Genomic DNA, 13,051 nt, shown 5'->3' on the forward strand with positions numbered 1-13,051 from the left:
CAGCCGGTGGCGTTTTTCGTTGCGGATCACGCGCCCGGCTGCCACTTTCACAACCTTCTTCTTTTTCGTTAACGGGACTTTAATTTCTCTCGCAACGCATATACCATCGGTTCACCCTGACGTTTTGGATCCGCTTTTTTCGGAACCCCCGGCAGGCAAACAACCCTTGGCAGTACCCAAGATCACTTGGAGAGAGAGCTAATGAATTGCAAGTCCAACAAGCTGCGCGATGCAGTTGTCCTCGCGCTCGTCGTGGGTGTGGGCGGTACCGGCACCGCCATCGCCCAGGAAGCCGGCACCACCAACCTCGACAAGATCGAAGTGACGGGTTCGCGCATTAAGCGCGCCGACGTCGAAACATCGCAGCCGGTCTTCAGCATGAGCCGTCAGCAGATCGAGTCGCAGGGCTTGACCTCGATCGGCGATGTGATCCAGAACATCGCAACCAATGGTTCCGCGCTCAACACTAACGTCAACAATGGTGGCAACGGCGAAACCCGCGTCAACCTGCGCAACCTCGGCTCCAACCGCACCCTGGTGCTGGTCAATGGTCGCCGCTGGGTTGGTGGCACGGGCCTGGGCGGCGCGGTCGACCTCAACACGATTCCGACTGCTGCCGTCGAGCGCATCGAAGTCCTGAAGGACGGCGCCTCCACCATCTATGGTTCGGACGCCATCGCCGGCGTCGTCAACATCATCCTGCGCCAGAATTTCGATGGCGCGGAAGCCAACGCCTATTTTGGTCAGTACGACAAGGGTGATGGCAGCCGCGAATCCTACGACTTCACGATTGGCTCGACCGGCGACCGTTGGCACGCCACCCTGGGCGTGGGTTACGTCAAGGAAGAGCCGGTTTGGGCAGGCAATCGCGAGATCTCCTCCGTCCCGGTGTTTGGCGCTGTGCCCCGTACCGGCAACAGCACGACCATTCCGGGTGGACGTTTTGGCATTTTCGGATCGACTGGTCCGGACCCGACTACCGGCGCACCGACATTCGGCTCAACCCGCTTCAATGGCACGCCCGGCTTCTCGATCACCACCGATGGTGGCACCACCTCGCGCAACTACACCGCGGCCGACAGCTACAACTTCGCACCCGCGAACTACTTGGTGACGCCGCAGGAGCGCAAGTCGGTCTTCGCTGACGCTGGCCTGTCGATCACCGACAATGTCCGTTTCAAGACGACTGTTACTTATAACGAACGCGAATCGACGCAGGTGCTTGCACCGATGCCGATCGTTCTCGGTCGTTCGGCGCCCGGCACCAACGGTGCTGACATCGTCATTTCGGCTGCAAACATCTACAACAACACCGGCCGCGATATCGACTACATCCAGTATCGCGCCGAGGAAACCGGCGGCCGTATCTTCACCCAGAACGTAAAAACGTTCGGCTTCAACGGTGCATTCGAAGGCGACTTTGAAGTTGGCCAGCGCTTCTTCAGTTGGGAAGCAGGCATGTTCTACGGCAAGAACGACCAGACCGAGCGCACCACCGGCCTGTTCAATATTTCTGCGCTGCGTAACGCCCTCGGTCCGTCGTTCATCGACGCCTCCGGTGCAGCGCGCTGCGGCACTGCAGCAAACACCATCGATGGCTGCGTCCCGATGGACATGCTCCACGGGCCCGGGTCGCTCACTCCGGAAATGCTGCGGTATGCCGGCTTCAATGCCCATGACCTTTATGGCTACGAGCAGAAGACCTACTACGGCAACGTCGGCGGCGAACTCTTCGATATGCAGGGAGGCGCGTTCGCTTTCTCGCTGGGTGTCGAGCACCGCGAAGAATCCGGTTTCGACGATCCGGATGCGCTGATCAATTCCGGCGATACCACCGGCAACGCGCGCACCGCCACCAGTGGTGGTTACAAGCTCGACGAAGCCTATCTTGAATTGGCCGTGCCGCTTCTCGCCGATCTGCCGGGCGCTCAGCTGCTGGATTTCAGCCTGGCTACCCGTTATTCGGACTACAGCAACTTCGGCGACACCACCAACAGCAAGTTCGGTTTCCGCTGGAAGCCGATCACTGACTTGATGATCCGCGGTAACTGGTCGCAAGGCTTCCGTGCACCTTCGATCAGCGAACTGTTCCAGGGCGTCAGCGATACGTTCGAGGACGTCCGCGATCCTTGCGCAGGCTCGTACGATACTGGCGCAGTGAATACCTCGCGTCCTGGGTCTTGCGGCTCGGTGCCGGCCTACGCGCAGGCGAACCCGCAGGTCCGTACCGCGACTGGTGGCAACCAGCGTTTGAAGCCTGAAACGTCCACCTCCAAGACGTTGGGCTTCGTTTTCAGCCCGGGCTGGGTGACCGGCCTGGATGTTTCGCTCGATTGGTGGAACATTCAGATCGAAGATGCGATCGACACTCAAACCGTGCAGGAAACGCTCAACAGCTGCTACTTGGCTGGCGTGGCGAACGCCTGCTCTCTCATCCAGCGTGAAGCCACCGGTGAAATTTCGAACCTGCTGGCGGTCCCGAACAACATCGCCAGGATCGAAGCAGAAGGCTACGACCTGACGATTGGTTACCGCCTGCCCGATACGGCCTGGGGCAATTTCAGTTTCGTGTGGGATTCGACCTACCTCAGCAAGTTCGTGGTTGAGAAGCCGCTTCAGGATCCGGAAACCCGCGTTGGCCTGTATCGGGGCGGCTCGGCGCAGGACAATAACTGGCGCATCCGCTCTAACCTGATGGCCAACTGGGAATTGGGCGACATCGGCAGCTCTGTGGCGATGCGTTACTACAGCTCGCAGGTCGAAAACTGCATCGGCGCCAACGTCAGCAACCCGGTCAACATCGGCCTGCTCTGCTCGGATCCGAATCGTGTCACCAGTGCAGGTGCAGCACCTCGCAACCACATCCCGAGCGTGACCTATACCGATATCAGTGCGTACTGGAAGGCTCCATGGAATGCGCGTGTCACGGTCGGCGTCAACAACGCGTTTGATCGGGATCCGCCGCAATCTGCTACGGCGTTTGCAAATAGCTTCGATCCGCAGTACGAAATCCCGGGTCGCTTCTATTACATGCGCTACACCCAGAAGTTCTGATAATTGATTTAGAAAAGTCAGTAATCAAAAGGCCGCGATTCGAAAGAATCGCGGCCTTTTCGTTGGTCCTCACTCTCAAACATCTCGCTGGCGCTGCTACGCACGCCCAATAGCTCCCCCCGGAATCAACGTCTGGATCACATGCTCGACGTAGGCTTCGAAATCTTCCCGGGCCGGCTTGGGCTGTTGCAATTGCAGCGAGAGTTGCAGGAAGCCGACATAGGCGGCGTAGGCCAGGCGTGCGCGGTGCTGGGCGTCGGTGCGGGTCAGGCCGGCCTGGCGGAACGAGGCGATCAGGTAATCGAGGCGACGTTGCGAAACGCGGTCGATGACCGGGCGCACGGCCGGGTGGTCGAGTGCCTTGAGCAGTTCGCTATAGATGACGTGCGGTTTGACTTCGTGGGCAACCAGCTGAAACAACGCGCGCAGGCGAGCGCTGGGGTCGGGTACGTCTTCCAGGCTGCCGAACACTTCTTTTTGCTCGAAGATTTCCCAGCGCTCAAGGGCCGCCTGCAGCAGAGCGTCGCGCGAGGGGAAGTGCCAGTAGAAGCTGCCTTTGGTGACGCCGAGCCGGCGCGCCAGCGGCTCGACTGCAACCGCGCCCACCCCTTGTTCGGCGATCAGGTCGAGCGCGGCCTGTGCCCAATCGTCCGCGCTGAGGCGATTGCCGCGACCGGAGCTGGCGCGGGGCGTGGTGAGGCTGGAGTCGATGGTGTCGTTCATGCCGCGATTTAACCATACGCTTGTGTCAGTTGCAGTATGCATCACGAAATTGACATATCAGCGCCATGATTCAGTGGCTTAACCGTCCATACGATTGAGTATTGACAGTCGCCATCGTGCATCCATACCATTAAGTATGGTCATCTCACCCGCTAGCCTCGCCTCCACTGCGTCCCTGTCCAGCGTCAACGCTGGCGACGCAGTGCTCGCGGTGTCGATGCGGGGTGCCGAACACGCGCCGTCGGTACTGTTCGCGCATGGCTTTGGACAGACCCGACATGCCTGGGACGCCACTGCCGCGACGCTGGCTGACAGGGGCTACCGCACCCTGTCGTACGACGCGCGCGGGCATGGCGATTCCAGCGCCAATGCGGCGGATCACCCCTACTCGGCAACGCAGTTCACCGACGATCTGATCGTGCTGGCCGGCGAGCAGCCCGAGCCACCGGTGCTGGTTGCTGCGTCGATGGGGGGCTTGTTCGGGCTACTGGCCGAAGCGCGCTGGCCCGGCCTGTTTCGTGCCATCGTGCTGGTTGACATCACGCCACGCTGGGACACCACGGGTGTGGAGCGCATCCTGCGCTTCATGACCGCGCATCCGGACGGCTTTGCATCGCTGGATGCGGCCGCCGATGCGATTGCCGTCTACCTGCCGCATCGGCCGCGCAAAACGCCGGGGCAACTGCAGGCATTGCTGCGGCAGCGTGCCGACGGGCGTTGGCATTGGCACTGGGATCCGCGCCTGGTCGACGAGCTCGCCGGCCAGGACGCCCAGCTCCAGCAGCATGCATTGCTGGAGGCGGCAGCACAGGTGCGTTGCCCGATGCTGCTCATCAGCGGCGGACGCAGCGATCTTGTGACGCCAGCCAACATCGCCGAATTCCTCTCCATCGCGCCGCATGCGCAGCACGTGCATCTGCCCGATGCCACGCACATGCTGGCAGGCGACGACAACACCACGTTTACCGCCACCGTGTTGCATTATCTGGACGCACTGCCGGCGGCTTGCACCATCGCAGCGTCCAACACTACCGAGCATGTCACTGGAGCAAGACCATGAGCATCATTGCACCGTTCCTCCTCGTCATCCTGGCGGCGGGTATCGCTGCCTATCACCGGATGCGCCTTGCCACGTGGGTTGCGATCAGCGCCTGTGTGCTGGTGGCGTGCTGGCTGCTGGGTGCCAATCTCACCGCCACCCTCGTGGCCGCCGCGCTGGTGGTGCTGGTGTCCGCACCGGTGCTGCTGCCGTTCCTGCGCAAGCCGCTGCTGACCACGCCGCTGATGGGCTTCTTCCGCAAGGTGCTGCCGCCGCTGTCGCAGACCGAGCGCATTGCCCTGGAGACCGGCTCGGTCGGTTTCGAAGGCGAGCTGTTCACCGGTGACCCGGATTGGCAGAAGCTGCTGAACTATCCCAAGCCGCAACTGACCGCCGAAGAGCAGGCCTTCCTGGATGGCCCGGTGGAAGAGTTGTGCAAGATGATCAACGACTGGGAAATCACCCACGTCCACGCCGACCTGCCGCCGGAGCTGTGGGATTTCATCAAGAAGAACAAGTTCTTCGGCATGATCATTCCCAAGCAGTACGGCGGCCTGGGTTTCAGCGCGCTGGCGCACCACAAGGTGATCCAGAAGCTGTCCTCGATCTCCAGCGTGGTCAGCTCCACCGTGGGCGTGCCCAACTCGCTCGGCCCCGGTGAGCTGCTGCTGCACTACGGCACGCCGGAACAGAAGGACTATTACCTGCCGCGGTTGGCGGTCGGTGCGGAAGTGCCGTGCTTCGGCCTGACCGGTCCGTTCGCCGGCTCCGATGCCACCTCGATTCCGGACTACGGCATCGTCTGCAAGGGCGAGTGGAATGGCGCCAATGTGCTGGGCGTCAAGCTGACCTTCGACAAGCGCTATATCACCCTGGCACCGGTCGCCTCGCTGATCGGCCTGGCGTTCCGCGCCTACGATCCGGATGGCCTGATCGGCGACAAGAAGGACATCGGCATCACCCTGGCGCTGCTGCCGCGCGAAACCCCGGGCGTGGAAATCGGCCGTCGCCACTTCCCGCTGAATTCGCCGTTCCAGAACGGCCCGATCCATGGCGAAGAAGTGTTCATCCCGCTGAGCCAGCTGATCGGTGGCGTGGAGATGGTGGGCAAGGGCTGGAACATGCTCAACGAGTGTCTGGCTGTCGGTCGCTCGATCACCCTGCCCTCCACCGCCAGTGGCGGCAGCAAGGCCGCGGCGGTGGTCACCGGTGCGTATGCGCGTATCCGCAAGCAGTTCGGGTTGTCGGTGGGTCGTTTCGAGGGCGTGGAAGAAGCGCTGGCCCGGATCGGCGGCAAGGCCTATGCGATCAGTGCGCTGTCGCAGGCCACGGCCGCGGCGGTGGATCGCGGCGACGTGCCGTCGGTGCCGTCGGCGATCGCCAAGTACCACTGCACCACCATGGGCCGCGAAGTGGTCAGCGACATGATGGACGTGATCGGCGGCAAGGGCATCATCCTGGGGCCGCGCAACTTTGCAGGCCGCGCCTGGCAGGCCGCGCCGATCGGCGTGACCGTGGAAGGCGCCAACATCATGACCCGCAGCCTGCTGATCTTCGGCCAGGGCGCCATCCTGTGCCATCCGTGGGTGTTGAAGGAGATGCAGGCCGCACAGGATCCCGATACCCGTCGTGGCCTGGAGCAGTTCGACCAGAGCCTGTTCGGTCATATCCGCTTCGGTATTTCCAACGCCGTGCGCTCGTTCTGGTTCGGTCTGACCGGTGCGCGCATCGGTGCGGCGCCGGGCGATGCGTATACCCGTCGGTTCTTCCGCAAGCTGGATCGCTATTCGGCCAATCTGGCCTTGATGGCAGACGTGTCGATGCTGATGCTGGGCGGCAAGTTGAAGTTCAAGGAGTCGCTGTCCGGTCGCCTGGGCGATGTGCTGAGCCATATCTACATGACCAGCGCGATCCTCAAGCGTTATCACGACGAAGGCGCGCCGGCGAGCGACCAGCCGCTGCTGGCCTGGGCTTTCCACGACAGCGTGCACAAGATCGAAACCGCGCTGTCGGCGGCGCTACGCAACTTCCCGATCCGCCCGGTGGGCTGGTTGATGTGGGTGTTGATCTTCCCGCTCGGCCGTCGCGCCGAAGCGCCTGGCGATCGCCTCGGCCATCGCGTTGCTTCGCTGTTGATGACGCCCAACGAGGCGCGTGACCGTCTGGCCAAGGGCGTGTTCCTGACGCCGTGCGCCAACAATCCGGGCGGTCGTATCGCCAGCTACCTGACCAAGGCGGTGATGGCCGAGCCGGTGGAGCGCAAGTTCCTGAAGGCGCTCAAGACCAAGGGCATCGAAGCGCTGGATTTCCCGGCGCAGCTGGACGAAGCCGTGGCCGAAGGCGTGATCAGCTTGGAAGAGCGCAAGCTGCTGGAAGAGCTGCGCGAGATCATGATGGACACCATCACCGTGGACGACTTCGATCCGCATGAGTTGCGTGCGGCCAGCTTCTACGACAAGCCGCAGGCGCAACAGCCGCGCGAAGCCGCGTAAGGCGTCAAGCTTGGGCGAGAATGGACGACGGCGGGCTTCGGCCCGCCGTTGTTGTTTGTGGAGATGGGTGTTGTCTCCGGCATGCTGCCTGCAGACCTGATCAGCTGCAGTTTTCGACAGCACGCATGTGTGAGCGACGCCACGCAGTTGGCGGCCATCGAATGAGCGGGTGTCAGGGGCCGAACGCGCGCGCAAGTCGTGCACTTGAGGCAGTCAGGCACTGAGGCTACGAAGAGCTCATCGCAGCAGTGCCCCACTCCTGCGTGCAGCGGACAACTGCCGCAACCGGATCAGAACGGCAGCCACACCAGCGCCAAGGCGATCAACGCCGGCAGCGCCTGCACGAAGAAGATACGGCGGTTGACGCTATAGGCGCCGTAGCAACCTGCCACGACCACGCAGACCAGGAAGAAGCTCAGCACGTCGGCGCGGGCGGCCAGTGCGCCCCAAAACAGGCCAGCGGCCAGAAAGCCGTTGTAAAGCCCCTGGTTGGCCGCGAGCACGCGGGTGGCCTGCGCCTTTTCGAGGCTATTGCGGAAGGTCTTCAAACCCAGCGGGTGCGTCCACAGCACCATTTCCAATACCAGGATGTAGACGTGCAGCAGTGCGATGCACAGGCCGGCAATGATGGCGAACAGGGACATGGCAGACCGCCTCGGAAAATGGTGCCGCCAGCATAGCCGCGATTGCGGTCGTTCTGTTCGGCACACCTGCACTACCGGGCTGGCGCCTGCGCTTCTGGCGCTGCCAGTGTGAGACGCAGGCCCCCTGCCTGGTCGATGCCGAGCGCCAAGCTGCATCTGCGCATGTGCTGTCGCGGTGCTTAGTCGGAAACGCGCTTGTCCGTCTCCACGTCGCGCTCGGCGGGTAGCTTGCGCGCTTGCCGCAACAGGCCGAACGCACCGACCGTCATGCCGGTCGCCACGACCAGGCCGACGCCGAACACCGCGCTGGAGCCGAACGCAGAGACCAGCTTGTGCACCCAAACGAAGGTGAGATCGCCACCGCGATAAACCACCGTATCGATCGCGGCGCCGGCCTTGTAGCGCCACTCGCGATTTACCCGTGTGTACAGCGTTTCGCGCGCGGGCTTGGCCAGTGCGAATTCGCTGGAGCGGGTAATCACCTGCACGATCGCAATCATTAGTGGCAACGGCGACGCCGCCAACGCCGCATAGCCCAGCATGATGGCCACACCCGGGATCAACAACGCCGGCGCGATACCAAAGCGCGACAGCAACGCGCGCGTCACCAGCAGCTGCAGCACCAGCGCGAGCGCATTGATCGCCAGGTCGATGCTGGAGTAATAGGCGGTGGCCGCCGCTGCATCGGTGTAAAGCCGCCGCACCAGCGCCGCCTGTTCGTTGTAGAGCAAGGTCCCCACGCCCACGCCGAACAACACCATGAAGGCCAGCCAGCGCAACAGCGGTTCACGCACGATCAGCTTGAGGCCGCCGAGCACATCGCCGCCCATGGGCACTTCGCCGGAGCTCAGCTGGCCCTCCTGTTCGCGCGCAACGGCCCACAGCCGCAAGCGCAGCACGCAGAGCACGCATACCGCCAGGAACCCGGCCGACACCAACATCAGATGTGCGATGCCGATACGTTCGACCAGTACGCGCGTCAGGACCGGGCCCAGAAACGCACCCAGCGTGCCTGCCGCGCCGATATAGCCGTAGTAGCTGCGCGCTTGGGCATTGCTGAAGACATCGGCCATGAAACTCCAGAACACCGCCACCGCAAACAGGTTGAAGACGGTCACCCACAAAAAGAACGCCATGCCACGGCCCGGCACGCCGGTGTCGAACAGCACGTAGAACAGCAGCAGGGTGGCGATGAAGAAGCCATACACCCCCGGCAGGAACACCCGCCGCGGATAGCGGCTGACCAAAGCGCCGTAGACCGGTTGCAGCAGCACCATGATCAGGAAGGTGCAGGTAAACAGCACCTGCAGCGTGAAGTCCTTCAAGGGCACACCGTGCGCGGCGAAGAACGCGATCATGCCAGTGGGAAAGAGCGCCTCTACGTCGGCCGAGGCGCCCATCGCTTCGCGCACCGGGCGCAACACGTAGTAACCGCTGAGCAGACAGAAAAAGTAAAGAAACGACCACGCCAATGGTGGCGAGCTACGCAGTGCCGCGCTCAAACGGCCAGCCGCAGATCGCGGCGCAGAGGGGCTGGTCATGGGGTAACGGCCGCTCGCACAGGCGGGCCCGACAGAAAAAACATGGCAACGGCAGCACCTGTGAAAGAAGCGCGCAAGTTAGCCGATGCGAGGCAGCGCCACCAGCGACCAGTCGCAGGAGCCTGCGGCCCGGGTGCCCTCCGCGCCGGCACGCTGCTTGCTTCTTGTATCGCACCAGCGCGTGGCAACGCTTCGGCGGCACCGGACTACTCGAATTCTGAATCTAAAATCATCAATAGGATCAATGCGATGCCCATTCATCTTCCGGCAGTTTGTGCTATTGCAAAGCGCGGCGCTAGAATCGCCGGAGGCAGCGGAACAGGCGGGACAACCATGACAGAAATGCGCACGCGCCGACGGTTCCGACCGTTGGCTATCGGGCTGTTCGGGGCGTTGTTGCCCCTGGCCCTCTCTTCCACCGCGCAGACACCCGCGCTCACCGCTACTGCATTGCAGGCGGCCACCGTGGCGCAGTCGCCCACCGCACCGCTGCCCTATCGCACCTCGCTGCCGGCCAACCAAGTGTTGGCACCTGCTGCCGGTTTCGATGTGGCGGCATTCGAATCGATGGCGGACCAGCTGACCTACGGCAACCGGGTGCCCGGCATGGCGATGGCCATCGTGCAGGGCGGCAAGGTGCTCAGCGCGCGCGGCTATGGCGTCACCGATGTCAATCATCCGCAGCCGGTCGATGGCCACACGGTGTTTCGCCTGGCTTCGCTGTCCAAAGCCTTCGCCGGCACCATGGCCGGCCTGCTGGTCAACGATGGCGTGCTGCGCTGGGACAGCAAGGTGGTCGACTATGTGCCGGGCTTCCAGCTCAGCGACAACGCCGCCACCCGTCAACTCACCGTGGCCGAAGTGCTCAGCCATCGCGTCGGCCTGACCCGCAACGCCTACGACCGCGATATCGAATCCAACGTCGATTACTACTCGCTCAGCCATAAGCTGGCTGCTGCGCCGCTGCGTTGCGCACCGGGCGATTGCTACGCGTATCAAAACGTCGCCTTCAGCCTGGTTGGCGATGTCGTGTTCGCCGCATCGGGCAGCTTCTACGAGCAATCGGTGGAGCGCCGCATCTTCAAGCCGCTGGGCATGAACGACGCCAGCATGGGTCTGGCCGGTATCCAGGCCAGCCCGCACTGGGCACGTCCGCACGTGCGTAGCCGCAATGGTTGGGTGTCGCTGACGCCCAAGCCCACCTACTACCGCCTGGCGCCCGCTGCGGGCGTCAACGCCAGCGCCAGCGACATGGCGCAGTGGCTGCTCGCGCACACCGGCCATCGCACCGACGTGCTGCCTGCACCGCTGCTGGCGACGCTGCACGCGCCGCTGATCTCCACGCCGGGCGAAATGCGTTCGGGCTGGCGCCACGAGCGCGTGGATGCGGCCAGCTATGCGCTGGGCTGGCGCGTGTTCGACTACGCCGGCCATCAAGTGGTGTTCCATGCCGGCGCGGTGCAGGGTTATCGCGGCTTGGTCGCACTGCTGCCGGAGCGCGACCTGGGTGTTGCGATCCTGTGGAACGGCGAAAGCGGCCTGCCCTCGGGCATGCTGCCGACCATCCTGGACCGCGCGCTTGGCCTGCCGGCCAAGCGCTGGCTGGACATCGATGTGGATGGCGACTTCGGCAGCGAAAACATGCTGGCAGAAAAGCCCGACCCGGCTGGCAAGGGCGCGTCTTCCGGCAAGTCGGTGGCTTCGCCGCGCTGAGTGGACGTCGTGCACTGACCTCGTGTCGGTGACGTAGGCAAAGGCGGCTTCGGCCGCCTTTGCTGTTTCTGTGTTTCCAATGCGCGTTGGGCGGCTCGCCGATGGCATGCCTGCCGGGCGCGCAAGAGCAAGGCCGTGATTGCACGCTATGCCCGAATTCTTTGGCTGGCGTAACGCCCATTGCCACCAACGCTGAGACTGAGCCGATCTGTTCGGCGTGCCGACGTGGCGAGCCCGAACGGTTGGCTCTGGAATCTCCTGGCTTGGTCCGCCGCATGATCTTGCTCTGCGACCTGCTGCATTGCCGGCCCACCATCAAGTCAGGCAGCGGCGGCGTGCTGTCGTGCCCTCGCGCGAAGGACCGACAACTGTCCAGGTTGGCCGGCAGAGCCAGAATGATCGCGCGGCGACGTCTGCACTGCCGACCGGCATGCGCGTCTGGCGCCTCGATGCCGCGAACTTGAATCAGCGACGTTGCTCGGCCGCAACAGCTACACCGTTTGCAGACTGGCAACGCGCAGCCTGGCACCGACCACGCCAGTGCCAGGCACATAAAAAAGCTCCCTCCCCGCTGGGCGTCGGGGAGAGAGCTCGATGTTTACGGCGATCGGGTATTACAAGATCAGATCAGCGGTGCCGGGGTTGCGGGCAGCGCGACCGGAGCGGCCTTCTTCTTGCGAACGGCCGGCTTCTTCTTGGCGACCTTCTTCACGGCGGGCTTCTTGGCAGCGCTCTTCTTGGTGGCGGACTTCTTGGTCGCCTTCTTCGCGACTGCCTTTTTGGCGGTCTTCTTGACGGCCTTCTTGGCGGTCTTCTTGGCGGCTGTCTTCTTGGTCGCCTTCTTTGCAGTCTTCTTCACTGCCTTCTTGGCGGCAGTCTTCTTGGTTGCCTTCTTCGCAGTCTTCTTGACTGCCTTCTTGGCGGTTGCCTTCTTTGCAGTCTTCTTGACGGCCTTCTTGGCAGCAGTCTTCTTCACTGCCTTCTTGGCGGTTGCCTTTTTGGCGACCTTCTTGACTGCCTTCTTGGCGGCAGTCTTCTTCACTGCCTTTTTGGCAGTGGGTTTCTTTTTCGCAGCTTTTGCAGTGGCCATGTAATTGGCTCCTCGTCAGTGAACTATGGAGGTGAAACGCCCAGTTGAACCAAACCCCGCGACGGCATGCCGTCGTCGGGAACCGTCCGCAGATGATGCGCGACGGAACGGATACAGAAACACCCGCATCGAACGGCGACACGGGTGCGTAGTCGGAACGACAACTGCTTTCTTGGAGAGAAGCGGACCCGACTCCACCGTGATTAGCGCTTCGGTGGACATCCGGAACAAGCTTGTCGGCGCGATGTCGATTCTGCTCACTCTCTTCCGCAGCAATGTCTGCTGGGCGAAACCTAATCACGCTTTTTTTTACTGTCAACACTCTTTTGCAATTTTTTTTTTGCCCACCATCGCTGCGTGCCATGTCCACGCCAGCCAATCACCCCGCGTCTGCACATACTCGTCCAAGCGAGAAGCGCGCTCGCCCAACAGCGTTTTCAAAAAAGCGCTTCTTTTCCGCTGTTTTTTTTGTGTCGCGCGTTTGCGTGCCTGCCTGGGCGCTTGGACGGCACGGCGGTCAAGCCGATGCGATGGCATTGCTTGCCGCCTGTCCGCCAGCTGAAAATTTTTTATCCAACGGCTGCACTTCCGGCGTCGCATGAGCAGAAATGCGCAAACTTATTGAGCGCCTAGAGCGTCATGCACGCACCCGCGCGCACCGACGACCGCATCCATCGCGTGCACCAACCGATGATCGAGACAGGCGCCATGGCGCAGAATTTTTTCACCGGGCACACGCCAAACCCTCACGAACG

9 protein-coding genes are annotated in these 13,051 nt (G+C 62.6%); 5 read left to right on the forward strand and 4 right to left on the reverse strand.

The features are described 5' to 3' along the window. Positions 1–201: 201 nt before the first annotated feature. Positions 202–3,054 (forward strand): TonB-dependent receptor domain-containing protein, encoded by a 2,853-nt coding sequence (locus ACCQ07_RS15065; RefSeq protein ID WP_071118557.1) that lies wholly within the window; start codon positions 202–204, stop codon positions 3,052–3,054. Between the two features lie 96 nt (positions 3,055–3,150). Here the strand turns inward: ACCQ07_RS15065 and ACCQ07_RS15070 are convergent, their stop codons facing one another. Then, positions 3,151–3,777, reverse strand: coding sequence for a TetR/AcrR family transcriptional regulator (locus ACCQ07_RS15070; protein ID WP_071118556.1), 627 nt, complete (start codon positions 3,775–3,777; stop codon positions 3,151–3,153). Positions 3,778–3,913: 136 nt separating this feature from the next. Here ACCQ07_RS15070 and ACCQ07_RS15075 point away from each other — a divergent pair, with 136 nt between their 5' ends. Further along, positions 3,914–4,837: an alpha/beta fold hydrolase gene (locus tag ACCQ07_RS15075; RefSeq protein WP_065627447.1), complete on the forward strand. Its 924-nt coding sequence runs from the start codon at positions 3,914–3,916 to the stop codon at positions 4,835–4,837. Continuing rightward, positions 4,834–7,308 carry an acyl-CoA dehydrogenase gene (locus ACCQ07_RS15080; protein ID WP_008572075.1) on the forward strand — a complete coding sequence of 825 codons (2,475 nt, stop codon included), beginning with the start codon at positions 4,834–4,836 and terminating at the stop codon, positions 7,306–7,308. Before ACCQ07_RS15075 ends, ACCQ07_RS15080 begins: the two co-directional genes overlap by 4 nt. Positions 7,309–7,598: 290 nt before the next feature. Here ACCQ07_RS15080 and ACCQ07_RS15085 read toward each other — a convergent pair whose 3' ends face one another. Beyond that, positions 7,599–7,952: a DUF1304 domain-containing protein gene (locus tag ACCQ07_RS15085; RefSeq protein WP_011348209.1), complete on the reverse strand. Its 354-nt coding sequence runs from the start codon at positions 7,950–7,952 to the stop codon at positions 7,599–7,601. Between the two features lie 179 nt (positions 7,953–8,131). After that, a complete protein-coding gene (locus ACCQ07_RS15090; RefSeq protein WP_011348210.1) occupies positions 8,132–9,493 on the reverse strand; it encodes an NTP/NDP exchange transporter in 1,362 nt (453 codons plus the stop codon). A 333-nt stretch (positions 9,494–9,826) separates the two neighbouring features. Between ACCQ07_RS15090 and ACCQ07_RS15095 the strand changes: the two genes are divergently transcribed. Next, positions 9,827–11,206 (forward strand): serine hydrolase domain-containing protein, encoded by a 1,380-nt coding sequence (locus ACCQ07_RS15095; protein ID WP_011348211.1) that lies wholly within the window; start codon positions 9,827–9,829, stop codon positions 11,204–11,206. Positions 11,207–11,828: 622 nt separating this feature from the next. On the opposite strand, the gene ACCQ07_RS15100 is transcribed toward ACCQ07_RS15095, so the two are convergent. Then, entirely contained in the window at positions 11,829–12,296 is a 468-nt protein-coding gene (locus tag ACCQ07_RS15100; protein WP_008572071.1) for a hypothetical protein, read from the reverse strand. A 362-nt stretch (positions 12,297–12,658) separates the two neighbouring features. Here ACCQ07_RS15100 and ACCQ07_RS15105 point away from each other — a divergent pair, with 362 nt between their 5' ends. Continuing rightward, on the forward strand, positions 12,659–12,898 hold the full coding sequence (locus ACCQ07_RS15105) for a hypothetical protein (RefSeq protein WP_156202010.1): 240 nt from the start codon (positions 12,659–12,661) through the stop codon (positions 12,896–12,898). Positions 12,899–13,051 lie beyond the last annotated feature (153 nt).

The sequence above is a fragment of the Xanthomonas sp. NCPPB 3583 genome (assembly GCF_041475715.2).
Classification (GTDB): domain Bacteria; phylum Pseudomonadota; class Gammaproteobacteria; order Xanthomonadales; family Xanthomonadaceae; genus Xanthomonas; species Xanthomonas euvesicatoria.

Bases quoted from the DNA above. Each gene is read 5' to 3' on its own strand.
- ACCQ07_RS15070 (WP_071118556.1), bottom strand. From the start codon at position 3,777: ATGAACGACACCATCGACTCCAGCCTCACCACGCCCCGCGCCAGCTCC.
- ACCQ07_RS15100 (WP_008572071.1), bottom strand. From the start codon at position 12,296: ATGGCCACTGCAAAAGCTGCGAAAAAGAAACCCACTGCCAAAAAGGCA.
- ACCQ07_RS15075 (WP_065627447.1), top strand. From the start codon at position 3,914: ATGGTCATCTCACCCGCTAGCCTCGCCTCCACTGCGTCCCTGTCCAGC.
- ACCQ07_RS15080 (WP_008572075.1), top strand. From the start codon at position 4,834: ATGAGCATCATTGCACCGTTCCTCCTCGTCATCCTGGCGGCGGGTATC.
- ACCQ07_RS15085 (WP_011348209.1), bottom strand. From the start codon at position 7,952: ATGTCCCTGTTCGCCATCATTGCCGGCCTGTGCATCGCACTGCTGCAC.
- ACCQ07_RS15105 (WP_156202010.1), top strand. From the start codon at position 12,659: ATGTCCACGCCAGCCAATCACCCCGCGTCTGCACATACTCGTCCAAGC.
- ACCQ07_RS15065 (WP_071118557.1), top strand. From the start codon at position 202: ATGAATTGCAAGTCCAACAAGCTGCGCGATGCAGTTGTCCTCGCGCTC.
- ACCQ07_RS15095 (WP_011348211.1), top strand. From the start codon at position 9,827: ATGACAGAAATGCGCACGCGCCGACGGTTCCGACCGTTGGCTATCGGG.
- ACCQ07_RS15090 (WP_011348210.1), bottom strand. From the start codon at position 9,493: ATGACCAGCCCCTCTGCGCCGCGATCTGCGGCTGGCCGTTTGAGCGCG.